At 55.9% G+C, this 26,031-nt stretch carries 23 protein-coding genes; 7 read left to right on the top strand and 16 right to left on the bottom strand.

Going from position 1 to position 26,031, the window contains the following annotated elements:
- Window positions 1-517: 517 nt before the first annotated feature.
- On the bottom strand, window positions 518-3,259 hold the full coding sequence (locus FHI25_RS05610) for a [protein-PII] uridylyltransferase (RefSeq protein WP_210515833.1): 2,742 nt from the start codon (window positions 3,257-3,259) through the stop codon (window positions 518-520).
- A 178-nt stretch (window positions 3,260-3,437) separates the two neighbouring features.
- Window positions 3,438-6,161: a DNA mismatch repair protein MutS gene (gene mutS, locus FHI25_RS05605; RefSeq protein ID WP_210515831.1), complete on the bottom strand. Its 2,724-nt coding sequence runs from the start codon at window positions 6,159-6,161 to the stop codon at window positions 3,438-3,440.
- 173 nt (window positions 6,162-6,334) lie between these two features.
- Here mutS and FHI25_RS05600 point away from each other — a divergent pair, with 173 nt between their 5' ends.
- Together FHI25_RS05600 and FHI25_RS05595 are read left to right on the top strand one after the other, a co-directional pair.
- The gene (locus FHI25_RS05600) at window positions 6,335-6,835 is read left to right on the top strand and encodes a hypothetical protein (RefSeq protein WP_210515829.1); all 501 of its coding nucleotides are present in this window, start codon (window positions 6,335-6,337) and stop codon (window positions 6,833-6,835) included.
- Window positions 6,836-7,358: 523 nt separating this feature from the next.
- Window positions 7,359-9,626 carry an NADP-dependent malic enzyme gene (locus FHI25_RS05595; RefSeq protein WP_008888727.1) on the top strand — a complete coding sequence of 756 codons (2,268 nt, stop codon included), beginning with the start codon at window positions 7,359-7,361 and terminating at the stop codon, window positions 9,624-9,626.
- 97 nt (window positions 9,627-9,723) lie between these two features.
- On the opposite strand, the gene FHI25_RS05590 is transcribed toward FHI25_RS05595, so the two are convergent.
- Window positions 9,724-10,926 (bottom strand): hypothetical protein, encoded by a 1,203-nt coding sequence (locus FHI25_RS05590; RefSeq protein WP_210515827.1) that lies wholly within the window; start codon window positions 10,924-10,926, stop codon window positions 9,724-9,726.
- A 283-nt stretch (window positions 10,927-11,209) separates the two neighbouring features.
- On the opposite strand from FHI25_RS05590, the gene FHI25_RS05585 reads away from it, so the two are divergent.
- Window positions 11,210-11,668, top strand: a complete 459-nt coding sequence (locus FHI25_RS05585) for a hypothetical protein (protein ID WP_008888725.1) — start codon at window positions 11,210-11,212, stop codon at window positions 11,666-11,668.
- A gap of 101 nt (window positions 11,669-11,769) precedes the next feature.
- Here the strand turns inward: FHI25_RS05585 and FHI25_RS05580 are convergent, their stop codons facing one another.
- The 8 genes from FHI25_RS05580 to FHI25_RS05545 all read right to left on the bottom strand — a co-directional run bounded on the left by FHI25_RS05580 (window position 11,770) and on the right by FHI25_RS05545 (window position 18,938).
- Window positions 11,770-12,759 carry a glucosaminidase domain-containing protein gene (locus FHI25_RS05580; protein ID WP_210515825.1) on the bottom strand — a complete coding sequence of 330 codons (990 nt, stop codon included), beginning with the start codon at window positions 12,757-12,759 and terminating at the stop codon, window positions 11,770-11,772.
- A gap of 269 nt (window positions 12,760-13,028) precedes the next feature.
- Window positions 13,029-13,598: a NifU family protein gene (locus FHI25_RS05575; RefSeq protein WP_008888723.1), complete on the bottom strand. Its 570-nt coding sequence runs from the start codon at window positions 13,596-13,598 to the stop codon at window positions 13,029-13,031.
- Window positions 13,599-14,025: 427 nt separating this feature from the next.
- Window positions 14,026-15,000 carry a DUF2333 family protein gene (locus FHI25_RS05570; protein WP_210515824.1) on the bottom strand — a complete coding sequence of 325 codons (975 nt, stop codon included), beginning with the start codon at window positions 14,998-15,000 and terminating at the stop codon, window positions 14,026-14,028.
- 69 nt (window positions 15,001-15,069) lie between these two features.
- The gene (locus tag FHI25_RS05565; RefSeq protein WP_210515822.1) at window positions 15,070-15,612 is read right to left on the bottom strand and encodes a L,D-transpeptidase family protein; all 543 of its coding nucleotides are present in this window, start codon (window positions 15,610-15,612) and stop codon (window positions 15,070-15,072) included.
- A gap of 27 nt (window positions 15,613-15,639) precedes the next feature.
- Entirely contained in the window at window positions 15,640-16,185 is a 546-nt protein-coding gene (locus tag FHI25_RS05560) for an O-acetyl-ADP-ribose deacetylase (protein WP_210515820.1), read from the bottom strand.
- Between the two features lie 172 nt (window positions 16,186-16,357).
- A complete protein-coding gene (gene ppa / locus FHI25_RS05555; RefSeq protein WP_008888719.1) occupies window positions 16,358-16,882 on the bottom strand; it encodes an inorganic diphosphatase in 525 nt (174 codons plus the stop codon).
- Window positions 16,883-17,045: 163 nt separating this feature from the next.
- Entirely contained in the window at window positions 17,046-17,909 is an 864-nt protein-coding gene (locus FHI25_RS05550; RefSeq protein ID WP_210515818.1) for a glycosyltransferase, read from the bottom strand.
- A gap of 90 nt (window positions 17,910-17,999) precedes the next feature.
- Window positions 18,000-18,938, bottom strand: a complete 939-nt coding sequence (locus FHI25_RS05545) for a LysR family transcriptional regulator (RefSeq protein WP_008888717.1) — start codon at window positions 18,936-18,938, stop codon at window positions 18,000-18,002.
- 247 nt (window positions 18,939-19,185) lie between these two features.
- On the opposite strand from FHI25_RS05545, the gene FHI25_RS05540 reads away from it, so the two are divergent.
- The gene (locus FHI25_RS05540) at window positions 19,186-20,139 is read left to right on the top strand and encodes a DMT family transporter (protein WP_210515816.1); all 954 of its coding nucleotides are present in this window, start codon (window positions 19,186-19,188) and stop codon (window positions 20,137-20,139) included.
- 23 nt (window positions 20,140-20,162) lie between these two features.
- Here FHI25_RS05540 and FHI25_RS05535 read toward each other — a convergent pair whose 3' ends face one another.
- A complete protein-coding gene (locus FHI25_RS05535; RefSeq protein WP_210515814.1) occupies window positions 20,163-20,510 on the bottom strand; it encodes an antibiotic biosynthesis monooxygenase in 348 nt (115 codons plus the stop codon).
- Entirely contained in the window at window positions 20,507-20,848 is a 342-nt protein-coding gene (locus FHI25_RS05530; RefSeq protein WP_210515812.1) for an NIPSNAP family protein, read from the bottom strand. Before FHI25_RS05530 ends, FHI25_RS05535 begins: the two co-directional genes overlap by 4 nt.
- An 89-nt stretch (window positions 20,849-20,937) precedes the next feature.
- On the opposite strand from FHI25_RS05530, the gene FHI25_RS05525 reads away from it, so the two are divergent.
- Entirely contained in the window at window positions 20,938-21,618 is a 681-nt protein-coding gene (locus FHI25_RS05525; RefSeq protein ID WP_210515810.1) for a winged helix-turn-helix domain-containing protein, read from the top strand.
- A gap of 9 nt (window positions 21,619-21,627) precedes the next feature.
- Here FHI25_RS05525 and FHI25_RS05520 read toward each other — a convergent pair whose 3' ends face one another.
- From FHI25_RS05520 to hrcA, 3 genes are all read right to left on the bottom strand, one after another.
- On the bottom strand, window positions 21,628-22,374 hold the full coding sequence (locus FHI25_RS05520; protein WP_210515808.1) for an NAD-dependent deacylase: 747 nt from the start codon (window positions 22,372-22,374) through the stop codon (window positions 21,628-21,630).
- 132 nt (window positions 22,375-22,506) lie between these two features.
- Window positions 22,507-23,148: a nucleotide exchange factor GrpE gene (gene grpE / locus FHI25_RS05515; RefSeq protein WP_008888711.1), complete on the bottom strand. Its 642-nt coding sequence runs from the start codon at window positions 23,146-23,148 to the stop codon at window positions 22,507-22,509.
- Between the two features lie 51 nt (window positions 23,149-23,199).
- Window positions 23,200-24,258, bottom strand: coding sequence for a heat-inducible transcriptional repressor HrcA (gene hrcA, locus FHI25_RS05510; RefSeq protein WP_008888710.1), 1,059 nt, complete (start codon window positions 24,256-24,258; stop codon window positions 23,200-23,202).
- Window positions 24,259-24,563: 305 nt separating this feature from the next.
- On the opposite strand from hrcA, the gene rph reads away from it, so the two are divergent.
- Together rph and rdgB are read left to right on the top strand one after the other, a co-directional pair.
- Complete coding sequence (rph, locus tag FHI25_RS05505) at window positions 24,564-25,280, top strand: ribonuclease PH (RefSeq protein ID WP_210515806.1); 717 nt, start codon at window positions 24,564-24,566, stop codon at window positions 25,278-25,280.
- A 78-nt stretch (window positions 25,281-25,358) separates the two neighbouring features.
- Window positions 25,359-25,958, top strand: coding sequence for an RdgB/HAM1 family non-canonical purine NTP pyrophosphatase (gene rdgB / locus FHI25_RS05500; protein WP_063086365.1), 600 nt, complete (start codon window positions 25,359-25,361; stop codon window positions 25,956-25,958).
- The last annotated feature ends 73 nt before the right edge of the window (window positions 25,959-26,031 follow it).

The raw sequence follows: 26,031 nt of genomic DNA, 5'->3' as shown, positions 1-26,031 counted from the left end.
AGCGTCACCAAAGGGCGCGATTCTGCCGGTGATGACGTGCGATTGCGGTATTTTCACGTTTGATGCACAGAAATCTGACAGTCGAAGGTGAAAATAGTCGTAATTTTTGAGGCCTAAAACCGCGGCGTATATCGCATTTTTGTGAAAGTGATTGAATTAGGTGATTTTTTTGGGGTCCCTGTGACAGCCGTCACAGAAAAACAGTTGCAACACCCGCATATTCACATTCGCTGAGGGTTCGTTGGGACGCGAGCCTCATATTGGACGGGCGGGGAAATACGGTATCCACCTCAACCTGCTGCACTCCGAGGATTTCGACACCGTGAATAACAGGTCACGCTGTCGGGTTTGGTTTTACCCTTCCTCGTCCGTCACAATTTCCAAAGAAATATAATTCGAGCAGTTTACTGGCCCTAACGGCTGGTACATCCGGATCTGATCCATACCGTGGCGTTGCCTAGGGTAGCGCATGGGTATTGGATCGATCCGGTTTGTTTTACGGCGATTGTGAAACGCGCTAGTCGTTGCGAATCGCCTGCGTCAGGGTTTCCTTGACCTGAACAAACTTGGTGCGGCTGTCGATCTTGAGCCCGAACACATCCTTGACATAGAAGACGTCAACCGCGCGTTCGCCAAAGGTGGAAATGCGCGCAGAGGCAATCTGCATCGAAAGATCACGGAGCGCGCGCGTGATGTCATAAAGCAGGCCCAGCCGGTCACGGGCGGTGATTTCAATCACCGTATGGGTGCGGCTGGCCTTGTTGTCGATAATGACATTCGGTTCGACCTTGAAGACCGCGGTGCGGTGCTTGTTGTCCTTGGTCTGGCGGCGTTCGATTTCCTGACTGGGGCGAATCTGCCCGGAAATGACCTTTTCCAGCGTGTCGCGCAGGCGATCAAGTTTGGTGGAGTCGTTAAACGCCTCGCCATTGGTGTCCTGCACGAAAAAGGTATCGAGCGCCATGCCATCGGCAAGGGTCAGGATCTTGGCATCGACCACGTTGGCCCCGCACAGCGCCATTGCGCCTGCAATCTGGGAAAACAGGCCGGGATGGTCGGTGGTGTGGACGGTGATTTCGGTGGCATCAATTTCGGTATCGATGCGGACATCCACCGTGATCTCGGCCCCGGAATTTCGGGCATCGCGGGTCAGGTGGGCGTGATGGACGTGGATTTCGGTATCAAAGCTCAGCCAATAGGACGGATAGCCGCGTTCGATAAAGTCCTCGATGTCCTGTTCGGGCCAGTCCTTGAGCGCGTCGCGCAATGCGTTTTGCGCATTTTCAACGCGCGAATCGCGGCTATCGGCATTCAGACCCCCTGACAGCATATCATCGGTGGCATAGTAAAGTTCACGCAGCAGGGTGGCCTTCCAGCCGTTCCAGACATTGGGACCCACCGCGCGGATATCGGCCACCGTCAGGCACAACAACAGACGTAAGCGTTCCTGCGATTGCACCAGATCGGCGAAGGCGCGAATGGTACTGGGATCATTCAGGTCACGCTTGAACGCGGTCAGGCTCATCCACAGATGCGCCTTGACCAGCCAGGCGACCGCCTCGGTATCGGCCGGGGACAGACCCAGCCGCGGGCAGAGCTTTTCGGCGACTTCGGCCCCAAGCTCCGAATGATCGCCGCCACGGCCCTTGGCAATGTCATGGAGCAATACCGCGACATACAGCACACGGCGTGAAATCACCTGACCCATGATGCGGGTGGCAACCGGGGCGTCTTCGGCAAGTTCGCCGGACTCGATCTGATTTAGCACGCCAATCGCCCTGATGGTATGCTCGTCCACGGTGTAGGTGTGGTACATGTCGTACTGCATCTGGGCAACGACACGGCCGAAATCGGGGATGAAACGGCCAAGAACACCGGCCTCGTTCATCTTGCGGAGTGTGACATCCGGGCTGTCACGCTGGGTGAGGATTTCAAGGAAAACCTCGTTGGCATCCGGGTCGTTTTGCAGCTTGTGATCAACGTATTTCAGGCTTTGCGTGATCCAGCGCAGCGTTTCGGGATGAATGCCGACCCGGTTCTGATGGGCAACCAGAAACAGGCGCAAAATCTTGATCGGGTCGTTCTTGAAGACATCAAGGCTTTCAACCGTCAGGCGTTCATTGCGCAGCTCAAACCCGTCAATTTCCTTGGTGCCAAACAGCTTGCCCGGAAAACGGATCAGCGGGCGGCGCTGATGGCTTTCTTCAAGGGCAGCACAGAAGATGCGCGTCAGGTTCCCGACATGCTTCACCATCAGATAATAGTGCTTCATGAAGCGTTCGACGCCCGATGCCCCGGCATGATCGGTATAGCCAAGCCGTTCGGCAATATCGCGCTGCATATCGAACGTCAGGCGGTCTTCTTCGCGATCAGACAGGTAATGCAACCAGCACCGCACCGCCCACAGGAAGTTCTGTGCCTTAAGAAAGCCGCGCGCTTCCTTGCGCGTCAGGACCTTGAGATCGACCAGCTCCATCGGCGAATTGACGCGATAAAGATATTTGCCAATCCAGAACAGGGTATGGAGATCGCGAAGCCCGCCCTTGCCATCCTTGACGTTGGGTTCGACCACATAGCGTGAATCGCCCATGCGGGTGTGGCGTTCGTCGCGTTCACCAAGCTTCTTTTCGATGAACTCGATGCCGCTGCCCTTGACCAGTTCTTCCATGAAGCGGGTGCGAAACAGTTTATAGGTTTCCTCATCACCCCAGACAAAGCGGCTTTCAAGCAGGTTGGTGCGAATGGTGATGTCCTGTTTGCCCATGCGCAGGCAATCATCGACCGAGCGCGTCGCATGACCGACCTTAAGCCCCAGATCCCAAAGCATATAAAGAATGAATTCAACGACCTGTTCGCCGTGTGCGGTCTGTTTGTAGGGAAATAGAAACAGGATATCGACATCCGAATGCGGTGCCATGTCACCGCGGCCATAACCGCCGACGGCCACCACCGACATGCGTTGCTCATTGGTCGGATTGTGCAGCGGATAGACGAACGTGGTGGCAAAATCATGGATCAGGCGAACGATCTGATCCATCAGGAAACTGTTGGAAAAGACGGTGTCCTGCCCGGAATTGCTTTCTTCAAAGCGTGCGCGGATAACAGATCGCCCGGCCTCAAGTACTGATTTCAGCTTGTTGAGAACGGCGGTGCGCTGTTTGAAGCTTTTGAGTGCCGGATCGTTGGCGATGGCCTCAAGCTCGGCAAAGACCTTTTTGCGGTCGATGATTTCGCGCTGCTTCTTGATCTTGTAGGTCACGTTGGTCGGTTTCCTCGGCCCTGGCGTGCGGTCTGTAGGCGACAGGGTTTATATATCAATTTTCTTAACAGTTGCCGCACCATAGCGCCAATTTCATCTATCCGCATCAAATGCGTGCGCAAGTCCGATCGGCAGACACGCACCTGATATGGGGATAGGTCGCCTGTTTTGCAGGTGATCAGCCCTTCAGCGACTGAAGACGATACAGCGCATCGAGGGCTTCGCGCGGGGTCATGTTATCGGGATCAAGATCGGCAACCGCATCAAGCAGCGCCTTTTGCGCATCCGAAAGCGCCGGGGCGCTTGTGCGTTCCTCCTTGGCGGCCTGTTCGATGGCAACCGCAAACAGCGGCAGGTCATCGGCAAGCTTCGACACCGCGCCACCCTGTTCGCCCTTTTCAAGGGTCTTGAGCACCTGTTCGGCGCGCTTGATCACGGGCTTTGGCAGGCCGGCCAGCTGGGCGACGTGAATGCCGTAGGATCGATCCGCGCTGCCTGCGCCGACTTCATGCAGGAAGACGACCTCGCCCTGCCATTCCTTGATCAGCATGGTGTGACACGACAGGTGTTTTAGCTTGGCGGCAAGGGCCGTCAGTTCATGATAGTGGGTGGCGAAAAGACCGCGGCACTGATTGATTTCATGCAGGTTTTCAACCACCGCCCAGGCAATCGACAGGCCATCAAAGGTTGCCGTGCCACGCCCGATTTCATCCAAAATCACCAGCGACCGGTCGGTTGCCTGATTAAGGATCGATGCGGTTTCCACCATTTCTACCATGAAGGTGGATCGCCCGCGCGCCAGATCATCGGCCGCACCGACACGTGAAAACAGCCGGTCAATCACGCCGATATGGGCACTTGTCGCCGGGACAAACGCCCCGATCTGGGCCAGAACCGCAATCAATGCATTCTGGCGCAGGAAGGTCGATTTACCGGCCATGTTCGGACCGGTGATCAGCCACAGGCTTTGTTCATCTTCAAGGCGGCAATCGTTGGCAACAAAGGGTGCATCGCCATTTTCGCGCAAGGCGGCCTCAACCACCGGATGGCGGCCCGCGGTGATGTCAAAGGCAAGGCTGTTATCGATGTTGGGGCGAATGCAGCCCTGATCGCGGGCGAGTTCGGCCAGGGCAGCGGATACATCAAGCCCGGCCAGTGCACTTGCGCATTTGGCGATGTCATCGGCCTTGGCCAGAACGGCGGCCACCAGTTCGTCAAACAGTTCAAGTTCAAGGGCAAGCGCCTGATCACCGGCCTTCGAGACCTTGCTTTCAAGTTCGGACAGCTCGACGGTGGTAAAGCGCACCGCATTGGCCATGGTCTGGCGATGGATAAACTCATCCATCTCCATCATCTTGTCGGCGGTTTTGGCCGATACTTCGATGAAATAGCCAAGTACGTTGTTATGCTTGACCTTAAGGTTGGAAATCCCGGTTTGTTCGGTATAGCGGGCCTGCAGGTTGGCGATCAGCTTTTTGCTTTCACTTGAAAGCATGCGCAGCTCATCAAGCGGCGGGTGATAGCCGCCAGCAATGAAGCCACCATCGCGGGCCAGAAGCGGCAGGCTTTCGGCGATTGCCCGGCGCAACAGATCAATCAGATCGCCGTGATGGCCCATCATGGTCAAATGATCAGAAAGGGCTTCTGGCTGTGCAGTCAGGCCATCATTGCCGCCATCGGGTTTGTTCAGCAGGTTGCCAATCGCAAAGGCGCAGGACAGCCCGTCGCGCATCGCCGCCAGATCACGCGGGCCACCGCGCCCGACCGACAGGCGCGAAAGTGCGCGTTCGATATCGGGGCATTCGCCAAGGGCGGCGCGCAGATCAGACCGCAAGCCGTCGCGATCATGGAAATATTCCACCAGATCAAGGCGCTTGTTGACTTCATCGGCATTGGTCAGCGGGGCGGACAGGCGCGCCGCCAGCAAACGTGCACCGGCCCCGGTGCGGGTGCGGTCAATGACGGACAGCAACGATCCCTTGCGTTCGCCCGACTGGGTCTGGATCAGCTCCAGCGACCGACGGGTGGCGGCATCGATTTCCATCGCAGCCCCCTCTGCCACGCGGGTCGGCGGGGCAAGGCGGGGCATCTGGCCCTTTTGGGTCAGTTCGACATAATCAATCAACGCACCGGCAGCCGAAAGCTCGGCGATCTCAAACCCGCCAAAGGCATCAAGGGCTTCGACTTCATAGAGCTTCTTAAGCCTAAGCTGCGCATTTTCAGCATCAAAGCGCGCGGTCGGCTGCGGGGTGATGATGTTTTTATATTCGGCATAGATGTCGAACACTTCTGATCGGTTCAGCATCTTTTCCGAAAACAGGATTTCACCCGGATCAAGCCGGGCAAGGGCGGCACCAAGACCGGCCATTTCGCACGGCTGCACAAAGAAATCACCGGTCGACATATCAAGCCAGGCCAGACCGATCTTGCCGCGGACTTCCGATACGGCGGCCAGATAATTGTGGCGCCGGGCATCCAGCAGGCTGTCTTCGGTCAGGGTGCCCGGCGTGATCAGGCGGACAACACCGCGTTTGACCACGGATTTGGCACCGCGTTTTTTGGCCTCGGCCGGGTCTTCCATCTGTTCACAGACGGCAACCCGGAAGCCCTTGCGGATCAGACGTTGCAGATAGGTTTCGTGACTATGGACGGGAACACCGGCCATGGGAATTTCGTTACCTTGATGCTTGCCACGTTTTGTCAGGGCAATATCAAGGGCTTCGGCGGCTTTGACCGCATCGTCAAAGAACAGCTCGTAGAAATCGCCCATCCGATAGAACAGCAGGCAGTCCTGATACTGTTCCTTGATTTCAAGGAACTGCATCATCATTGGCGTCGCGCCGTCTCTGGAAAAAGAAGGTGCGGTCGGTGTGGTATCGGATTTATCGGCGATCTGGTTCATGATGACTTGATAGCAAACCCTGAAGGCAAAGACGAGAGCAGGAAACTGGCGGGGTGATAAAACTTGATCTATGCCATTGCAACGCCTGAATTTCTGCGAATATATAAAGATCGTGACCAACAACCAACTGTCGTTTTCCGCGACAGAATAACAGTGAGCAAGGAGCGTACAAAATGGCAGAAGAACAGACCATCCCGCAGGCCCCGGAACTGGTCGGACTGTTTGATACCAAGGACGGTTTCGATGCGGCTCTGCGTGCGCTCCGCGATGCCGGGTTTGAACGCACCGATCTGTCGGTTCTAAGCTCCCACGAATCCATCGATGTTGCAGGCAAGGATGGTCGGTCCTGGTCCGATGTGCTGACCGCACTGGTGGGTGAAACCAAATATGAAGTGCCGCTGGTGGCATCTGGCGCGATTGCCCTGTTTGGGGGCGCTGCCACAGCCGCCGCCGCCATTGCGGTCGGGGCCGGTGTTGGCGCAGTCGCACTTCGTGAATTTATCGAAGAAGTGACCTCCACCCCGCATACCGAGGATTTCGCCCGCGCGGTGGACGCCGGATCGGTCATTCTGTGGGTTCGGATCGACCCGGACCATGACGGTGCCGAGGCCAAGGCACGCGCCATTCTTGAACAGAATGGTGCCACCAACATCCATCTGCATTCACCGAAGTAATCCGCACGTTTTGGCGTGGCGGGCAGCTGGATGACAGAGTCCGCCGAGAACGATTGATTTTGCTGCTAAGGCAACAGGAACACGGGGGCATTGGCCCCCGTTTTTCGTATCGTGGAAAGTTCATATTTGTGCCAATCGGCGGGTCGGTTTGCGCGGCGCAATAAAAACGGCAATCCCAAGGGGCCTTTGCGCACGCGTGATTACGCCTCTGAAAAACCAGCACTTACTGCCAGCCATGGCGCCCGGGTCGATGGGGCGGGCGGATCCACCATTGCATTTGCACATGTGAAACGGGCCGCATCAGAAGCCAATGTTGCGCCGCAACATACGGAAAACGCTACGTAATTTTGCGGTTGCCGTTAACGTCGCCTTTGACCCGGGGCGCGAAGCCTGATTTATTGGGCGGTCCGACAAGACGGTCCCACGCCGCAAACTTGTCGATCAGGAAAATCAGAACTCAAGAACAAAACAGACCGTACAGGTTGCTTTCCATCTCACCACGCAAGCGTCAGTGAAAAACACAATGTCAGATACAGAAATCAAGGTTCGTGACCGTGAAGCGCTGCTGTTTCATTCCAGCGGCCGCCCCGGCAAAATCGAAATCACCGCATCCAAACCGCTGACCACTCAGCGCGACCTCTCGCTCGCCTATTCACCGGGTGTTGCGGTGCCGTGTCTTGAAATCGCCAAGAACCCGGCAACTGCCTATGATTACACCTCCAAGGGCAACATCGTTGCGGTCATTTCCAACGGCACTGCCGTGCTTGGCCTTGGCAATCTTGGTGCGCTGGCCTCCAAGCCGGTGATGGAAGGCAAGGCGGTGCTGTTCAAACGCTTTGCCGATGTGGATGGGTTCGATCTTGAAGTGTCGACCGAAGATGTCGACGAGTTCGTCAATTGCGTACGCTTCCTGGGCGCATCGTTTGGCGGGATCAACCTTGAAGACATCAAGGCGCCGGAATGCTTCATCATCGAACAGCGCCTGCGCGAAGTCATGGACATTCCGGTGTTCCATGATGACCAGCATGGCACGGCGATCATTGCGGCATCGGGGCTGATCAATGCCTGTGACCTGACGGGTCGCAAACTTGAAGACATCAAGCTTGTCATCAACGGGGCCGGTGCGGCTGCGATTGCATGCTGCGAACTGGTTAAAAGCATGGGTGTTGCCCATGACAACGTGATCATGTGTGACTCGCGCGGGGTGATCTACAAGGGCCGTGAAGACGGCATGAACCAGTGGAAATCGGCCCATGCGGCGGATACCGATGCCCGGTCGCTTGACGATGCGATGAAGGGCGCTGATGCGTTCTTTGGCCTGTCGGTCAAGGGGGCGGTGACATCAGCCATGGTCAAAAGCATGGCCAAACAGCCGATCATCTTTGCCATGGCCAACCCGGATCCGGAAATTTCCCCGGAAGAAGTTGCTGCTATTCGTGATGACGCGATTTGCGCCACCGGGCGTTCGGATTATCCGAACCAGATCAACAACGTGCTTGGCTTCCCGTATATCTTCCGCGGTGCGCTTGATGTTCAGGCATCCACGATCAACGAGGACATGAAGATTGCCGCAGCCCACGCGGTGGCATCGCTTGCCCGTGAAGACGTGCCTGATGAAGTGGCCGCGGCCTATTCCGGGCGTCGTTTGCAATATGGTCCGGAATATATCATCCCTGCCCCGTTTGACCCGCGCCTGATTACCGCCGTGCCCAAGGCGGTTGCCCAGGCCGCGATGGATAGCGGTGTGGCGCGTCGTCCGATCATTGATATGGAAGAATATGAAAATCAGCTGCGTGGTCGTCTTGATCCGACGGCAGCCCATTTGCAGCTGATTTCCGATTATGTCCGTGCGCACCCGAAACGCATCGCCTTTGCCGAGGGCGAGGAAGAAACGGTGATCCGCGCAGCAGTGGCGTATCGCAATTCGGGCTATGGCACGCCGATCCTGATCGGGCGCGAAGACCGCATCCATGAAAGTGCCAAGAAGCTTGGTATTGAAAGCCTTGATGGTGTTGAAATCAGCAACGCGGCCCTTTCCAAGCATAACGCGGAATATGCCGAGTTCCTCTATCAGCGCCTGCAGCGCAAGGGCTTCCTGTGGCGTGATTGCCAGCGCATGGTCAACCAGAAGCGTAACGTGTTTGCCTCTGTCATGGTGGCACAGGGTCATGCCGATGGTTTGATCACCGGGCTTACCCGGAACTTCAATCGAAGCTTCGCCGATGTTGCCGGTGTGATCGATGCCAAGCCGGGCGAAATCCCGATGGGGCTTTCAATTGCGATTGCCAAGGGCCGGACGGTGTTCATCGCCGATACCCGTGTGCACAACCTGCCCAATGCCGAGGAACTGGCCGAGATCGCCATTCAGGCGGCTGCCAAGGCCCGTCAGATGGGGCATGAGCCGCGTGTGGCGATGGTTTCGCACTCGACCTTCGGCAACCCGTATAGCGAGGATACCGACCGTATCCGCGAAGCCGTTGGCATCCTTGAAAGCAGCAATGTCGATTTCGAGTTCGATGGCGACATGGCGGTTGATGTGGCACTCGATACCGAGCTTCTGAAGCTTTATCCGTTCTGCCGTCTGTCGGGTCCGGCCAACGTTCTGGTCATGCCGGCGCTCCACGCGGCAACCACGGCCTCCAAACTGCTTGATAAGCTGGGCGGTGGCACGGTGGTCGGTCCGGTGATGATCGGTCTGGAAAAACCGGCCCAGATCGCCCAGATGGGGGCAACCGTGAACGATCTGGTGAACCTGGCAGCCCTTGCCGCCCACGAGGCAGAGCACGGCTAAGCCGTTCTGAAATCAAAGATCAAAAAGGCGGAGCTGATTTTTCAGGCTCCGCCTTTTTTCTGTTCGAGGCAGGGCGAACCTTAAAGGGGCAGGGGGCTTATTCGACCGGCTGTCCCAGAATGGCGATAGCAGCCCCCAAGGCGGCCAGCACGGCAAAGAACGCGGCCTTGCCCGGATTGCCACGGCGGACTGAAATGATGGCCGCCAAGGCCGCTTGCAGGCCGTAATAGATGGCAAAGGCGCGCGATGCATAGCTGACAATCGCGAAGATGTCTGCTGACCATGTCAGGGCGATACCGATAATCCCCAGCGCCAGATAGGCCTGTGGCTCGGTAATGCGGTTTCGCGACAGTTGGGCAAACAGTCCGCCCGATCCGCTGGTATCGGCAATTGCGGCACTGAATTGCGATGCCATGGCAGCCGCCACCAACATGAAGGGCAGGATCGGGGCGACGATCCCCATCATATCGATAATGCCCGTTTCCGAGGACGACATCTGGTCAGGGGCGAAAACATAAGAAATCAGAAGGATGTAAATCAGATAGATCAGGGTCGAAAGCCATTGGGCAAGGCGCATGGATCGAATACGGGTTTCGGCATCATAGCTTGATCCCAGATAGCGCGATGTTTCGAACCCCTGAACCGTGATCAAAAGACCAAAGGCCATGGTAATGGCCGGCCATCCGGTGACGTTCTGGGGATTGAAAATCAGTTTCTCGTCAATGGCCTGCTTGCCGAAATGGGCCATCAGCCCGACCAGAAGCCCGGTAATGATTGCCAATTTCAAACCGACCGAGACATATTCAAGCCGCTCAAGGCTTTTGAATCCGCGTGACCAGCCAACCATGACAATGATGCCAAAGACGCCACTGGTCATCAGTTTGGCATCAAGGGTGGAATCAAATGGCGTCAGGCTCAGCGAAAAGGCGCCGAGCAGATTCAGGTAATAGGTCACCGAAATGATGTAGGCAAAGGCAAGCGCCCAAGAAGAAAGGGTTTCAACACGCTTTGCGAGTTTGCCATAGGTGCCGTCAATGATGGCTTCTTCGCCGGCTTGGATGTTGTTTCGGATCACCGCGCCATACAGATAAGCCACACCACAAAGTGCCAGCATCACAAGCGGCGCATAGCCGCCATATCCCAGATTAAGGACCGGACCGAGCAGCAAGAAACCACTGCCGATGATCGAGGCCAGCGGCGTCACGACAGCGCGCCAGGTGGTGGAACGCGAAACGCGGGGCATGGACAGCACAATCGCAATGCCGATAGTTGCGATGGCAATGATCAAATCGAATATCACGTTTTTTGCTCGGACTTTCGGGTGGTGGCGTCCTGATTTTCAAGGACTGTAAGCTGGTTGGTGTCGATTAGCATATCAAATGGTGTATGTATCGTTGCCATCAGGGATCCTACGAATAAAATCAGCCTGCAGTCTTCACCGGGATGAATGGTAACCTGTTTGGCATAGATATCCCGTTGTCGACGTTATTGTTGGCAGGATGTGACAGATGACCTGATTTTTGCCACATCACAGAGGCAATAGTCCGCAATTCAAGCCAAAACCCAGAAAACAGGAATCGCTCATGGGCCAGTTGACCCGGTTTTTCGCCGTTATCATGTTTTTGCCGCTGCTTGCTGCCTGCGAAGATGAACAGGTCAGCGGACCGACAGCCGATGAAATCACCACGGCGGTGATCGAACGGTTTCGCGATGATCCCTATGCCAAGGTCGGCCATGTTGAAAACGTGACCAAAACCAACAGCATTTCCGAAGACGATGACGAAGTGCTTGTCATGGTGCGTTATGAGCTGGTGTTTGATCGCACGGTTGCCGATTTTGCCGATGACGTAACCGAAAAGGGCAAGGCGGCCGGAACGATGGATGATGTTGGCAGCACGGTGCGCGATGCGCTTGATCTGGTGAAAACCAAGATGCTGACGCTCAAGGAAGGCGAATACAAGGTGGGCGACCGTCGGGTGGTCGAGGATGAAATCCGGTTGCTGAAATCGGAAAAGGGCTGGATTTATCGCGGACGGCCATAACCGGGTCTTCTGATATCCGAAGCAAAAAAGGGACCCGAGCGGGTCCCTTTTTATTTGGTTATCTGGCTTGGTGCCTGATTTATCTCTTTTGTCCCTTGGGATTATTCCTCAAGGGCGGCGAGCACCTTTGGCGGCGGCGGGACGTCGCCTGCCGCAAAATCAAGACCATCAAGCTCGTTCAGCCCGTTCACACTCATGATCGCATGCAGGCTGTCGACATATTCCTCGCCGCGCTCGGAATATTTGGTCAGAGTCTCGGCCAGTTCCCAGCCACTGATAAATTTGCCTTCGGCGCGAAGGGTTGCGCGGCGTTCGCGCAATTCCTGATAGGCCGGGTGCGAGTTGATGTTGCGTGCATAGGCGCGCACACTGTCCATCAGGCTGCCAAAGGCCTTGATGACGTGGGTTTTGCCATCTTCGCGATCTTTCGGCACGATGCCTTCATCGTCGCCCCAGGCCCATTGACCAAACAGGGCGTTGCCTTTACGCACAAAGCGTGACGTGCCCCAACCACTTTCCTCTGCCGACTGGGCAAGGATCAGGGAGGTCGGGATAACGTCAATGCGCTCAAGCAGGGCGTTGATGCCGCCATCGGTCACGCGATAGCGCTTCATCAGCTGATTGACCCATTGCTGATCGGCCTGGCTGACCGGGGTGCCGGAAATGCCCTTGGCCTGAATGGCCATCAGGCGTTCACGGCGCGCGGTGATTTCTTCGTTCACGCGCATGGCCAGCGGCAGCATGATTTTCAGGAAAAGCTGTTTGCGCTCTTCAACCGATGCCAGTTCGCCAAGGCCTTCGGGTACGCGCTTGATATAGACGCGCGGAACTTCGCCCACCTCATTGAGGTGATAGCCGATGCTTTTGAAATACTGGCTGAGTGCGATGACTTCCGGGCCGCGGCGATAAACCGTTTTCTTCTTTTTGATAACGGCTTCATCTGCCGTGACTTCGACGGTTTCTGTCTCAAAACCTTCCGGAGTTGGAGAAAGATCAATTCCGGCGAAAAGCCCAATATACAGGAAAACAACCGCTCCGAAAATCGAAGCGAGCGCAACATTCCTGTAACTGTTTGTTTTTGCGCTAGTCATTGTTGAATCTCCAGGATCAGTCGAACTGTCCATCCCAAGTGGAGGTTATCTATGCCTGCCGCGCGCGATGATCGCAACGGGCAATATCTCCGAGAGTTGAAAACGCCAAGAAAACCTTTTCGTTCAGCGCATAATTTTTACGCCCGGCGCGGGTTAAAGTTCACGCCGGGCGTCTGAATTTGTTAACGACTCGTAAATCCGTGCGCGGTCAGTTCACCGGATGGTCGGACGCCATCTTGTCGGTGAGGTGTCCGATAACCGGGTCAGGTTCAGTCAGCCATGACCGGTTCGACGGCCTGAACTTCGGGCACGTAATAGCGTAGCATGTTTTCGATGCCCATCTTGAGCGTCGCGGTGCTGCTCGGGCAGCCGGCACATGCGCCGTGCATTTCAAGGAAGACCACGCCATCTTCGAAACGGTGGAAGACGATGTCACCACCATCCTGTGCCACGGCCGGGCGCACGCGGGTATCAAGCAGTTCCTTGATCTGGCTGACCAGTTCATCATCGCCTTCGGCAGCAGAGCTGGTACCGGTGGCGGCGTTGGAGTCCTGATCGAGAACCGGCTGACCCGACGTGTAATGTTCCATGATCCCGCCAAGAATCTGCGGTTTCAGGGTCTGCCAGTCCTTGGAGTCATCCTTGGTGATGGTGATGAAATCACCGCCGAGGAAAACACCGGCAATCCCATCAATTTCAAACAGCTTGCGGGCAAGCGGCGATTTGATGGCTTCGTCACCCTTAACGAAGTTGGCCGTGCCAAGACGGCCCATGACTTCTTCACCCGGAAGGAATTTGAGTGTCGCCGGATTCGGGGTTGGTTCGGTCTGAATGAACATTTTCGGCTTGTCCTCTCACTCTGATTGCCGGGACTTCAGGATCTGGACCCGCTGATATACATGTAATGGCAGCTACAAGGCTTGCGAAATACAAGGAAAGGCCCGCAGAGCGGGCGGGAAATCCCGGTCAAGGGGTTTGACGCAGGAGTTCGCAAGCCTTGTAGCTGTCCTTCGGATTGATCGGAGTTGCGCGGTCTACTTTGTCGCAAGGCATTGCAAGATGCATATCTTCCTGCTGCCTTGCTTCGCGTATCCACACAACTCTGAGCAACCATTGCATATATATCAGCGGGTCCAGACCCTAGAGCCCACTCAACAATCTCTATTTCATTTGGTTAGGCCCTAAATGGGGCAAAAACCACAAAAGATCAAGTCGCAGCGCGCAACTCAGGTATTCCGGAAGGCGTGTTTCGTGATCACATTGACATCAACGTTGCAGAATGCTGCTGATTTCGCGCATTTGGGTACGGGCCCGCAAAAGATAGAATCCAAGCCCCGCCAGATGGTTAGGGAAGACGATGCCATCGGCCGAGCCGTTCACAACTACCATCGGGTCAAGTGCGGCGGCCGCCTGCAGGGATCCGATCATTTCTGCCCAGACCGATGCGATCTGGCGTTCATTGATGATCTGTTCGAAGTCGGTGCCAAGATCGCGCAAGATCAGGCTATAGGCATAAAGGCGACCCTTGGTGGCATAGAAAACGTCATCTGCCGTGCGATCAAAGATCGACGGATTTTCCACCTTATCATCAATCAGGGCAGAGGCCGAGCCAAGGTCATTGGCAATGCGGTTCAGTGTTTCCTGAAGGTTGTCGGCACGGCGCTCAAAAACCGCATTTCCGTTGGTCAGACGGGTATTGTAGTTTTGCAGGGACCGGATTGCCTGACGGTATTGTTGTTCGGACGTGACACCGGGCAGCAGCGAAACACTGGGATCAAACACCCATTTGTCGCCACGGAATTTCAAAAGGCCTGCGGCGTCATCCAGATCCGGGTCAACCTGACTTGACCCACGGGCGCGCCCGATCTGATCGGAAAGCTCGATCGCAAAGCGCGACAGCGCATAGACAATCCCGGTCTGGAAGTTCGGCATGTTATCAAGGGCCGCACTTGGCAGGAAGAACGGATCGTTGGCGGTCCAGCGGTTCTGGTTGACCTCGCGATCAATCAGGGCTGCGGCGGTGTTGACCGCATGACTGCCGCCTTTGTAATTGCCGATAAAGTCGGGGTTGTCATCGATACGATGCACAATCGCCATGCCCGCCGGATAATAGATCACGGCAATCAGAACGATCACACCAAGGCTGCGCGCCCAGAACTTGCCCGATCCGAAAATAGCTTTCAGTCGGGAACCAAATCCTGCAACGCCGCCTTTTTTATAGAGATAATCGTCTTCAATCATGACTTGTCCTGTGAATTGATCCGGCAATTGAACCTAGGCGCTGTGCACCCAAACGGCAAGTCCATGATTTTACGCAGTGATGGTGATGAACGTTTCAAAGGTCGCCAGTCCAAGCAGTGTTTCAAGATCCTTCTCGGCCAAGGCAATACAGCCTTCGGTACCAGCATAATCGGGTTTGGCGATATGCATGAAGATCGCCGATCCCTTTCCGGGCACAGGCGGGTCATCATTATGGCCCAGAACAACGATGATGTTATAGAGATCATCCTTGCGAAACAGCTTTTCATGGCTGGCATCAAACGGCAGGCGGACCGGGCAGTTATAGTCGGGATGACCCGGATCATCACACCAGCCATCGGAAAAGGAAATGGTGGTGACCGGAAGCTTGGTGCGCGGGCTGGGCGTGCGATCGGCACGATACATCACATAGCGCAGCTGCCAGCGACCGGCCGGCGTTTTGCCATCGCCTTCGGTTTTCTGGTCGGCATCAATCACGCCATTAATCCCAAGCGCACAGCGAAATGTGTGTTCACCCACGCTCAGCACACCGTCTGGCGAAGCAAACAGTTCAAGCGGTTGGGACGGCGAAGGTGCAGCAGCGTCGCTTTGCATTCTATTGATGGACCTTATCGTATTCGATCATGTGCTGGCATAGTGCTGGCACGCAGCTTCAATATGCTGACGCGCCGATGGTGAGAAACAACAAAGGTAAATTTGTGGCATTTGCGCTAATTCGCCAGTCAGCTCACAAATGGTTGATACGGTGATTTTGGCTGCCTGGTCTTCCGGATAGCCAAATATCCCGGTGGATATGGCAGGAAACGCCACAGAGGCCAGATTGTTCTCGACCGCCAGCAAGATTGAATTGCGATAACAGCTTGCCAGCAGATCGGCCTCACCGCGGTCCCCGCCATGCCAGACCGGGCCGACGGCGTGGATGACGTATTTGGCCTTCAGGTTAAATCCGGGTGTGATTCGGGCGTCACCCGTCGGGCAGGGGGCAAGCGGTCGGCAGGCGTTTGCCAGTTCGGGGCCCGCCGCATGATGGATCGCACCGCACACACCACCGCCAGGCAACAGGGCCTCGTTGGCGGCATTGACGATGGCATCGACATCAAGTGTGGTGATGTCGCCGACGGTAACTTTGATCGCATGGGTTTTGTCGGGCGCGTTTTTGTGGGTCACGAATAGTATCCTGAAACGTGAATTCTTCCCTCAATACCAACCTGTAAGGGTGGCGCCCCTGCACCAAAGTAGTGTTGCGCGACCAATAAGTCAAAAAAGCAACGCTCCGCCAAATCTGACGGAGCGTTGCTTTTTAAATCCGGTCCCTGTCCGAAGACGGGTTGAATGCGGCTTATTTGCCGAGGCGGGTCACACCTTCTTCGATGAGTTTGGCGGCTTTTTCAGCGCCTTCCCAACCGGTGACCTTAACCCATTTGCCTTTTTCGAGGTCTTTGTAACGCTCGAAGAAGTGCTGGATCTGGTCGCGCAGGATCTGCGGCAGGTCTTCGTGGGATTTGATGTCGGTGTAGTACGGGTCGATCTTGTCATGCGGAACGCAGATCAGTTTTTCGTCCTGACCGGCTTCGTCTTCCATGATCAGAACGCCGATCGGACGGGCACGGATGACAGAACCGGCAACGACCGGCTCGCGGAACATGACCATGGCATCGACCGGATCGCCATCTTCGCCAAGCGTGTTGGGGATGAAGCCATAGTTGACCGGGTAATACATCGAGGTGTGCAGGAAACGATCCACAAAAACAGCACCGGAGTCTTTATCGACTTCGTACTTTACCGGTCCGCCCTGCGGAATTTCGATGACGACGTTTACGTCCCACGGAACATCCTTGCCAACGGCAATCTTGCTGAGATCCATCTGGGAAAATCCCTTTCGCTTTTTGAACGCATGCCCCGATCACCAGGGCGGCTGATATGAGCTTCTAAGATGCAAAGACGCATCCGAAGGAAAATGATGCCGACCTTTTATCGCGAAACGCGGCTGCTTCCAAGGGGGTCTAGATGCATCCTTGGTCGAAAGGTTATTCGGCCGCTTCGCGTTCGGCTTTCTGCGTCGCCGAGGTTGCCTTGACTGCGGTCAGAGGCAGGAAGCGTTCTGTATCAGCCAGAAGATTTTTGAAATGGCTAGGGTTCTTGGAATCCTGTACATGGCGCTTGGGGTCGGAACGCTTGTGGAAGAGATGCAGAACAGGTGAACAGTATTCGACATTCTTGCGTTTTAGCCCGGAGCGCAACAACCGCAGAACAAAGTCAGAGTCTTCCAAGCCGTGGCCTTCGTAGCTTTCGTCAAAGCCCTGCACCCGGTCGATGTCGGATTTAAAGGCGGCAAGATTGCAGGTTTGCGCCTTTTCCCAGCAATTTTCATGTTCCCAAAGCCAGGGGCCATTATGGGGCAGGCGAATGAATTGAAATGGTCGGTTGGCGAAACCGAACAGGGCGGTGACAAACAGCAGCAGGCGCGGCCATTTGTGAAAAGCCCATTTGCGTGCCAAAAGGGTTTTGGTCAGCCGTTCCTTGAGGAAGACTCGCTTGCCTGAGACCAGACAGCCCTCGGTCGCGGCCTTGCGGTGGCGCGTAATGAAGTCAGGCATCACACAGCAGTCACCGTCAATAAAGACAACCAGATCACCTGCGCACAAGCTGATCGCGCCATTGCGCGCCTTGGCCACGCGAAAACCACTGTCTTCGTGCCAGTAATGTTTGACAGGGATCGCACTTGTGGCGGCAAAATCCTTGATGACCTTTGCTGTTTCATCGCCGGATCCGTCATCTGCAATGACAATCTCGAAATGACGATCTTTTTGATCGGCAAGAGAGTTGAGCACCATCGAAAGTGCTTCGGGCCAGTTATACGTCGTGACCACGACCGACACCAAGGATGTCATCTTTCCCACATAACCCCATTTTTTGGCTTACGGCTGATTTTTATGCCCGAACCCTAACCTTTCGCGCATTCAAGGACAACGACAATGGTGTTACATCACCTTTTTGCGGGCAAGGGATGCGGTTTTCGGGTTGATGAGTTCGCGGATCCAGTTGGCGGCTTCGATGACGATCGGGTCTTTTTCACGGGCCGGGCGGATCAGCAGGCGATACCACCAGTGCGAAATGAAATCCGGGAAATTAAGCGGCACCAGTTCACCGCGCTCAACGTAATTGCGCGCAACAACATCGGTGCTGGCAACGATGCCCTGACCGGCACGTGCGGCCTCAAGCGCCCAGATATGGTGGCTGAACGTCCAGCAATCAGCGAGCGAGAAGCTGGCATCCTTGAACCATTGTTCGATCTGGGAGAACTGTTCGCTGTCACTGTCGATCAAGAGTATATCGCGCGGGCCGAGTGTCGCGACGTCAACGTTGCTGGCATCATAGCCGCGCTTAGCCAGCCATTCCGGGGCGGCAAATGCAGTATAGACTTCAGGGGTCAGAAGCTCGGTAATCCAGTCTTCGGGACCGGGCAGGTCCTTTGGCGCGATCTGAAGGGCGAGATCAATTTCAAGCGGATCAAGACCGTCATCAAATTCGATCTTGCGAAACTGCACGGGAATGTCGGCGGGCAGCCGGTCGCGCAGGTTATCAAGCTCATACAACAGCACGGTGAGTGCCGGTGTGGCCAGTGCGCCGATGCGGATTGCCTTGCCCTTGTCTGGGCCGACTTCGCCAGTGATATCGGCAATGCCATCAAGTGCTTCGGTCAGGCGGGGCAAAAGAAGCTCTGCCGACTTGGTCAGGGTCAATCCACGGCCCTTGCGGGTAAACAGCACCACGCCAAGGTTCTCTTCAAGCTGGCGGAGCTGATGACTGATCGCACTTTGCGTGACATGCAATTCTTCTGCGGCCCCCTTCACGCTTTGATGGCGTGCGGTGGCTTCAAAGGCGACAAGGGCGCGCAACGGGGGGAGCTTTCTGCGCATCGTGGGTTTCCATCCGGAGAGCATTAATGGCTTTTATTCTGTCTATCAGGCCTGATCGAAAAGTGGGCCAAAAAAATCTCAACAATGGCTGAAAAAGCTTCATTCGTATTTTTCCAAACAAGCAGGCAATATCATCGTCATACAGGGTTTCCGGCCGTAATGACTTATGCCTCCTTGCGCCACCACGTAAGCAGCCTCCCCCCAACTGCCGGAAACCCCAACACTCCTTTCGAAACCGGGATTGACCATGACCGCAACGCGACTGAGCGGAAATTTCCGCGGTGTCCTGTGGATGACGGCTGCCATGGCATCAGGCGTTTTTGTCGATGTTTGTGCCAAGCTTGTCTCGCACGATGTGCCGACCTCGCAGATCCTTGCGATGCGTGCCCTGACCACCGTTGCGGTGTTCCTGGTCATCATCATGTTTATCGGCACGCGACAGATTCGCACGCGGCGCCCTGTTGCGCATATTGCGCGTGGCGTTTTGTGGTACGGATCGCTGTTCTTTGTGTTCTTTGCGCTGCGCCAGATGAGCATCGCCGAGGTCAATGCCTATCTGTTTATCGAAGCCTTGCTGACCGTGATGTTGGCGGTGGTGATTCTGGGCGAGAAACTGACCCCGCGCAAAATCATCGCGACCCTTTTGGGCCTTGTTGGCGTGTGGGTGATGTGTGTGCCGCGGATGGACGGCTTTGGTGTGCCGCTTGGTGTCGCCGCGGCCCTGATCGGGGCGTTCTGTTTTTCCGCCCAGACCCTGTTTGCCAAGGTGCTGACCCGGACCGAAACCAATTTCTCCATGCTGTTCTGGCCTCAGATCATCGCGGTTGCGATCTGGGTGCCGATTGCGATGATTACCTGGTATCCGGCCTCAATGGCTGATTGGCTTTATGCGTCGGGTGCCGGTTTCTTTGCCATGCTGACCAACTATATGGTGTTGCGCGCCGTGCGGGTTGCGGATGCCAGTGTGGTGTCGCCTGCGGCCTATACGGCCCTGCCATTTTCGGTTGCGATGGATCTGATCTTCTTTGACATGCTGCCGGTGCCGGTGATTTTCATCGGAGCAGGCATTGTGGTGCTGGCCGTAATGCTGCTTGATTACAAGGGCGGTGCCAAAGCGGTCCAGGATGCCGTGGAAGAAGAATTTGCCGAGAGTAGCGAAATCGGGGATGAAGAAGCATCCCCGAAACCGGCAAAGGCCTGAGTCCCGATGACCGACGTTACAGATCAGCGATCATGTTGTGCGCGGGAGTCATCCGGGGCCTCGTCACGGTCATGAAGGCCGTAATCACGGATCACGCCAGCCACCCGTAAACGGTAATCCTCAAAAATCTTGTGCCGTCCCTTGATCTGGGCGGTGCGGTGCTCGCCCAGATTGCGCCAGGCGGCAATTGCGTCCTCATCGCGCCAGAAAGACAGCGATAAAACCTTGCCCGGATTGGTCAGGCTTTGAAATCGCTCGATCGAGATAAAGCCATCCATGGTTTCAAGCACGGGTTTGAGATCGCCGGCAATCGCAAGGTAATCGTCATAGTGCCCTTCGCGCGGTGTGACCTCGAAAATGACGGCAATCATGGTTTGATCAACTCCGTATGCGGGCCAGCGCGTGGTGTCGAGGCAATTTTCAGAAACTGGCGTTCTTCGCGCAGGATGAATTTCTCGCGCTGGGAAAATTCGTAATTCTCACGACCTAGCGGATCATCCCTTAGGCGCGCGCGATAGGCTTCGTAGGATGCCAGATCAGGCAAATGATAGATACCATAGGCCGTTGTGACCGATCCTTCATGCGGCGCGAAATAGCCGACAAGGTCGGCCCCGCAGCGCGGAATGGCCTGCCCCCAGTTCCGCGCATATTCGATAAAGGCATCCTTTTTATAAGGATCGATTTCATAGCGAATAAAGCAAGTGATCATGACAGCGTCCTTTCAGGAGAGGGGTCTTGTTGGGTGACAAATCCATTATCCTGATTGCTGCGCATTAATGCTTCGATTAGCATCGAACTATGAAAGAAGGACCCGATATCGCCCGCGTGGCCGCATTGCTTGGTGATCCGGCGCGCGCAAATATGCTGACAGCACTTATGAGTGGTCGTGCATTAACCGCGGCCGAGCTGGCGCAAGAAGCCGGTGTAACACCGCAAACGGCAAGCTCGCATCTGGCAAAGCTTGAAGCCGGTCGGATCGTTTTGCCGCGCAAACAGGGGCGGCATCGTTATTTCACGCTTTCGGGCCCGGATATTGTCGAGGCGCTTGAAGTTCTGATGGGGATTGCCAATCGGGTCGGGCATAACCGCGTGCGCACCGGGCCCAAGGACCCGGAGCTGCGCAAGGCACGGGTTTGTTATGACCATCTGGCGGGGGATATGGGGGTTGCGCTGTTTGACGGCCTTGCCAAACGCAAACTGATTGAAAGCAACATCAATGGTGTTGCCCTGACACCGGCCGGGATCGATTTTGCCAACACGTTTGGCATTGATCTGGATGGCTTGCGGGCCAAGCGCCGACCGCTGTGTCGAGAATGCCTTGATTGGAGTGCCCGGCAATCGCATCTGGCCGGATCATTCGGGGCGGCCTTGCTCGACCGGTTCTATGATTTGGGTTGGGCCCGACGGATGCCGGAGTCGCGGATCGTGCGGTTCAGTGATGCGGGCGAAAAATCATTCCGTGATTTGATCAATCCTTAAGGCCAGCTATCAATCACCGAGCAGGGCGGCAACAAAGGCCGGAACCAATTCGGTGGCGGGGCCATAGCGGCTGTGATCAAACATTGTCGCACCGGAACTGGGTTCGAGGTTGAGCTCAACCGTTTCAGCCCCGGCTTCTTCATGGGCGACCTGCACAAAGCCGGCCGCAGGATAGACATTGCCCGATGTCCCGATGGAGATGAAAAGCCCGCAATCGCCAAGGGCAGCATAAATGCGTTCCATCTCAAGGGGCATTTCGCCAAACCACACCACATGCGGGCGCAATCCACCGGGCTTGCTGCAACTTGGGCACGGCGTTTCCTTGGCAAGGTCGTCTGGCCAATCGGTCAGAAGATCACAGTGATTGCAGCGGATTTTCAGAAGTTCACCATGCATGTGGATCAGGTCTTTGGACCCGGCCTGGCCATGCAGATCATCAATGTTCTGGGTTACCAGAAGCACATCACCGGGCCATTCGGCCTCTAGCCGTGCCAGGGCCAGATGGGCGGCATTGGGTTGAACTGCCGGGTCATGCAAGCCAGCACGACGGTCGTTATAGAAATGATGCACCAGATCGGGATTACTTACGAAGGCCTCGGGCGTTGCGACCTCGGAAATATCGTATCTCGCCCATATGCCATCGGGATCGCGAAAGGTATGAAGTCCGCTTTCCTTGGAAATGCCAGCCCCGGTCAGGATGACAATCGGGGCGTTTTCATCGCGCAGGATATCGATCAGGTCGGGGCGAAGCGGCATGGTGTGCGGTCCTGTGCTGGTGATCAGTATCGGTAGCCTACTGCAAACAAAACACCCCCGCCAAGTCTGTCTGGCAGGGGTGAATGCGAAACCGATCCGCTAAAACCGGTTGATCTGAAATTTTTCTGTCAATCAGGCAGAGGTGTCGACATTCCCACCCGGGGTGTCGGTCTGGCTTGGTTTTTCACCACCCGGATTTTTGGTCACACCGACCATGGCCGGGCGTAGCAAACGGCCCTTAAGCACGTAACCGGCCTGCATAACCTGTGCGACGTGGCCGTCCGGATATTCCGGATGTGGCAGTTCAAACACGGCCTGATGTTTGTTCGGATCAAGCTTTTCACCAAGCGGTTCGAGCTTTTCGATGCCGTTCTTTTCAAGCGCCTTTTGCAGGGCTTGTTCGGTCATCTCGACCCCGTCAAACAGGGTTTTCATCGCCGGATCGGCATTGGATGTATCGCCCGCGGCATCAAGCGCGCGGCGCAGGTTGTCGCTGACATCCAAAAGGTCGCGGGCAAATTTGGTAATGGCGTAGTTGCCGGCATCCTCGACGTCTTTTTTGGCGCGGCGGCGGGTGTTTTCCACCTCGGCGGCCTGGCGCAGCAGACGGTCTTTGAGCTCCGCGACTTCGGCTTCAAGTGCGGCGATCGGGTCCTGGGGTGCGGCGTCCTCAACAACTTCCTCGGTCGCCTCTGCTGCGACCTCTTCAGAAGCGGTTTCCTCTGCATTGACGTCCTGCAGATCTTCCGGAGTGTTCTTTGCGGTTTCCGACATGGCTAACCTTGCTACTTTCACGTTATGCGGCCTGACACGCAGCGCCGCGATTTATCCAATCAGTCGACCGACCAGCTTGGCGGTGTAATCGACCAGCGGAATGATCCGGGCATAATTGATCCTGGTCGGTCCGACAACCCCGATTGCACCCACAATGCTGCCTTCAGCATTCTGATAGGGCGAAATCACCATCGAAAGACCCGATCCGCCGAACAGTTTATTCTCCGACCCGATGAAAATCTGAACGCCCTGGGCATCCGTCGTCACATCGAGCAATTCAATCATCTGATCGCGGGCTTCGAGCACGTTAAACAGGCGGCGCACGGTCTCAAGCTGTTCAATCGTATCGATATTTTCCAACAGCTGGGATTGCCCCTTCACAATCAGGGACGATCCCTTGACCCCGCCGGCCCATGTTGCCAGACCCGCATCAATCAGATTGGCGGAAAGTTCATCAAGCTCCTGCTTGAGACGATCACGCTCCTTCGTCATCAAAAGGCGCGCATCATCAAGCGTCTTTCCAGCCAACCGGGTATTTAGATAGTTTGCCGCTTCTGTCAATGCCGAGGCGGGCAAATCAGGCGGAACATCAAGGATTCGGTTCTCGACACTGCCATTATGGGCCACCAGCACCGCCAGGACCTTGCCCGGCGACAGGGCCACGAATTCGATCTGTTTTAAGCGAATGCCATCGGTCTTGGGCGCAACCACCAGCCCGGCACAGCGCGACAGGCCCGACAACATCGTGGTTGCTTCGCCCAGCATCTGATCGAGCGAATAACCCGCCTGTTCGCAGTTTTTGGTCAGTTGGTCACGCTCGGCATTGGGAAGGTCACCGACCTCCATCAAGGCATTCACAAACAGGCGCAGGCCCTTTTCACTGGGCAGGCGCCCGGCCGAAATGTGCGGCGCGACCAGAAGACCCATTTCTTCAAGATCGGACATGACATTGCGAATGGTCGCAGCCGAAAGGTTTTCCGACATGCGACGCGCAATTGACCGCGAACCGATCGGTTCACCGGTTTCGACATAGGCATCGACAATCTGGCGGAACACTTCACGTGACCGCGCATTCATGTCGCCCAGCAATGTATCGTCAAAATGCGCCATGTGTTGCGTGCCAATTGATCCAGATGGATGAAGCGTTAAACGTGAGGAGAATTTAGTCAGGCAAACGCATTGCGTCAATTGCACGGCCTATTGCTAAGCCATGCTTGTAAGTTTGGTCGAAGTTGTTGGTTTAACTGCTTTGCGCCAGGATTGCACCAGAACAGATAAAAACATCCGGGGAAACTGCTGGACGTTTGGTGGGTCACATCTTACTTTGGGCCAAATTTTTCAGGACAGTTTCGCGTCGTGCGCGGGCATTCAAGTCGCCACGAACGCAAGCCCAGACAACCAAGAGGTTCCTTCTCATGCGCCCTTCCGGCCGTACCCCCGATCAGCTTCGCGATGTAACGATTGAAACCGGCGTTTCCAAATATGCCGAAGGCTCGTGTCTGATCAAATTCGGCGACACGCATGTGATCTGTACCGCCACGGTCGAAGACAAGGTACCGGGCTGGATGCGCAATTCCGGCAAGGGCTGGATCACCGCTGAATACGGCATGCTACCTCGCGCAACCGGCAGCCGCATGCAGCGCGAAGCCGCGCGTGGTGGTCAGTCCGGCCGTACCCAGGAAATTCAGCGCCTGATTGGCCGTTCGATCCGCGCGGTTGCCGATATGAAGGCGATGGGCGAAATGCAGATGCGCCTTGATTGCGATGTCATTCAGGCCGATGGCGGTACGCGCACCGCATCAATCACCGGTGCCTATGTGGCCGCCCATCTGGCGTTTCAGGGCGTGCGTCGCCTTGGCCTGATCAAGGAAATCCCGCTGACCCAGCCGGTCGCAGCCATTTCATGCGGTATCTATGAAGGCGAAGCGGTGCTTGACCTTGATTATGCCGAAGACAGCAATGCCGGGGCTGACGCCAACTTCGTGCTGGCCGGCAATGGCGGCATTGTCGAAGTGCAGGCAACCGCCGAAGACGTGCCGTTTGATCGTGCATCCTATGATCAGATGTTCGCGTTGGCGGAAAAAGGCTGCAAGGAATTGTTCGCCAAGCAGCGCGAAGCGCTTGGGCTCTAAGGCACCTTAATTCTAACGGCGTGCACCGGGCCCGCCGTTTTTTCGCATCAGTTGGATATCGCAGTTTCAGGCAAGACCATGGCCCGTCGTTTCACGGAAAAAAAACTCGTCATCGCCAGCCACAACAAAGGCAAGATCAAGGAAATCGCCGAACTTCTTGAGCCGTTTGGCATCGAGGTCTTCTCGGCCGGTGAGCTTGACCTGCCCGAACCCGAAGAAACCGAAAAAACCTTCATTGGCAATGCGCAGCTGAAATCAACGGCGGCGGCCAATGGGGCTAATCTTCCGGCCCTTGCCGATGACAGTGGTTTGGCGGTTTCGGCCCTTGATGGCGCACCGGGGATTTATTCCGCGCGCTGGGCCGGGCCCGACAAGGATTTCGACATGGCGATGGAAAAGGTCAAGAACGGCATTGGTGATCATCCGGACCGCCGGGCATCGTTCATCTGTGCCCTGTCGCTGGCCTGGCCGGACGGGCATGTTGAGAATTTCGAAGGCCGGGTAGAGGGCGAAATCGTCTGGCCGAAACGTGGCCCGCACGGCTTTGGCTATGATCCGATTTTCCAGCCCAAGGGCTACGGGGAAACCTTTGGCGAAATGGACCCGGCGAAAAAGCATGAAATGAGCCACCGGGCCGATGCCTTCCGCCAGTTGGTCAAGGCCTGCTTCGAAGACTGATTTCAGGTTTAACCACCTGCATTGAACTTATGCACGCATCGCGGATGTCATCATCGGCGGTGCGTGTTAGTTT

It is taken from the genome of Thalassospira sp. ER-Se-21-Dark (genome assembly GCF_017922435.1).
Classification (GTDB): domain Bacteria; phylum Pseudomonadota; class Alphaproteobacteria; order Rhodospirillales; family Thalassospiraceae; genus Thalassospira.
This window is presented reverse-complemented; position numbering and strand designations above follow the sequence as displayed.

What these genes read in the sequence shown, in the direction of transcription:
- mutS (WP_210515831.1), bottom strand. Translation starts at nt 6,161, where the DNA reads ATGAACCAGATCGCCGATAAATCCGATACCACACCGACCGCACCTTCT.
- FHI25_RS05595 (WP_008888727.1), top strand. Translation starts at nt 7,359, where the DNA reads ATGTCAGATACAGAAATCAAGGTTCGTGACCGTGAAGCGCTGCTGTTT.
- ppa (WP_008888719.1), bottom strand. Translation starts at nt 16,882, where the DNA reads ATGGATCTCAGCAAGATTGCCGTTGGCAAGGATGTTCCGTGGGACGTA.
- FHI25_RS05600 (WP_210515829.1), top strand. Translation starts at nt 6,335, where the DNA reads ATGGCAGAAGAACAGACCATCCCGCAGGCCCCGGAACTGGTCGGACTG.
- FHI25_RS05565 (WP_210515822.1), bottom strand. Translation starts at nt 15,612, where the DNA reads ATGCAAAGCGACGCTGCTGCACCTTCGCCGTCCCAACCGCTTGAACTG.
- FHI25_RS05570 (WP_210515824.1), bottom strand. Translation starts at nt 15,000, where the DNA reads ATGATTGAAGACGATTATCTCTATAAAAAAGGCGGCGTTGCAGGATTT.
- grpE (WP_008888711.1), bottom strand. Translation starts at nt 23,148, where the DNA reads ATGTCGGAAACCGCAAAGAACACTCCGGAAGATCTGCAGGACGTCAAT.
- FHI25_RS05535 (WP_210515814.1), bottom strand. Translation starts at nt 20,510, where the DNA reads ATGATTGCCGTCATTTTCGAGGTCACACCGCGCGAAGGGCACTATGAC.
- FHI25_RS05575 (WP_008888723.1), bottom strand. Translation starts at nt 13,598, where the DNA reads ATGTTCATTCAGACCGAACCAACCCCGAATCCGGCGACACTCAAATTC.
- FHI25_RS05525 (WP_210515810.1), top strand. Translation starts at nt 20,938, where the DNA reads ATGAAAGAAGGACCCGATATCGCCCGCGTGGCCGCATTGCTTGGTGAT.
- rdgB (WP_063086365.1), top strand. Translation starts at nt 25,359, where the DNA reads ATGGCCCGTCGTTTCACGGAAAAAAAACTCGTCATCGCCAGCCACAAC.
- FHI25_RS05520 (WP_210515808.1), bottom strand. Translation starts at nt 22,374, where the DNA reads ATGCCGCTTCGCCCCGACCTGATCGATATCCTGCGCGATGAAAACGCC.
- FHI25_RS05545 (WP_008888717.1), bottom strand. Translation starts at nt 18,938, where the DNA reads ATGCGCAGAAAGCTCCCCCCGTTGCGCGCCCTTGTCGCCTTTGAAGCC.
- FHI25_RS05580 (WP_210515825.1), bottom strand. Translation starts at nt 12,759, where the DNA reads ATGACTAGCGCAAAAACAAACAGTTACAGGAATGTTGCGCTCGCTTCG.
- FHI25_RS05540 (WP_210515816.1), top strand. Translation starts at nt 19,186, where the DNA reads ATGACCGCAACGCGACTGAGCGGAAATTTCCGCGGTGTCCTGTGGATG.
- hrcA (WP_008888710.1), bottom strand. Translation starts at nt 24,258, where the DNA reads ATGGCGCATTTTGACGATACATTGCTGGGCGACATGAATGCGCGGTCA.
- rph (WP_210515806.1), top strand. Translation starts at nt 24,564, where the DNA reads ATGCGCCCTTCCGGCCGTACCCCCGATCAGCTTCGCGATGTAACGATT.
- FHI25_RS05530 (WP_210515812.1), bottom strand. Translation starts at nt 20,848, where the DNA reads ATGATCACTTGCTTTATTCGCTATGAAATCGATCCTTATAAAAAGGAT.
- FHI25_RS05550 (WP_210515818.1), bottom strand. Translation starts at nt 17,909, where the DNA reads ATGACATCCTTGGTGTCGGTCGTGGTCACGACGTATAACTGGCCCGAA.
- FHI25_RS05585 (WP_008888725.1), top strand. Translation starts at nt 11,210, where the DNA reads ATGGGCCAGTTGACCCGGTTTTTCGCCGTTATCATGTTTTTGCCGCTG.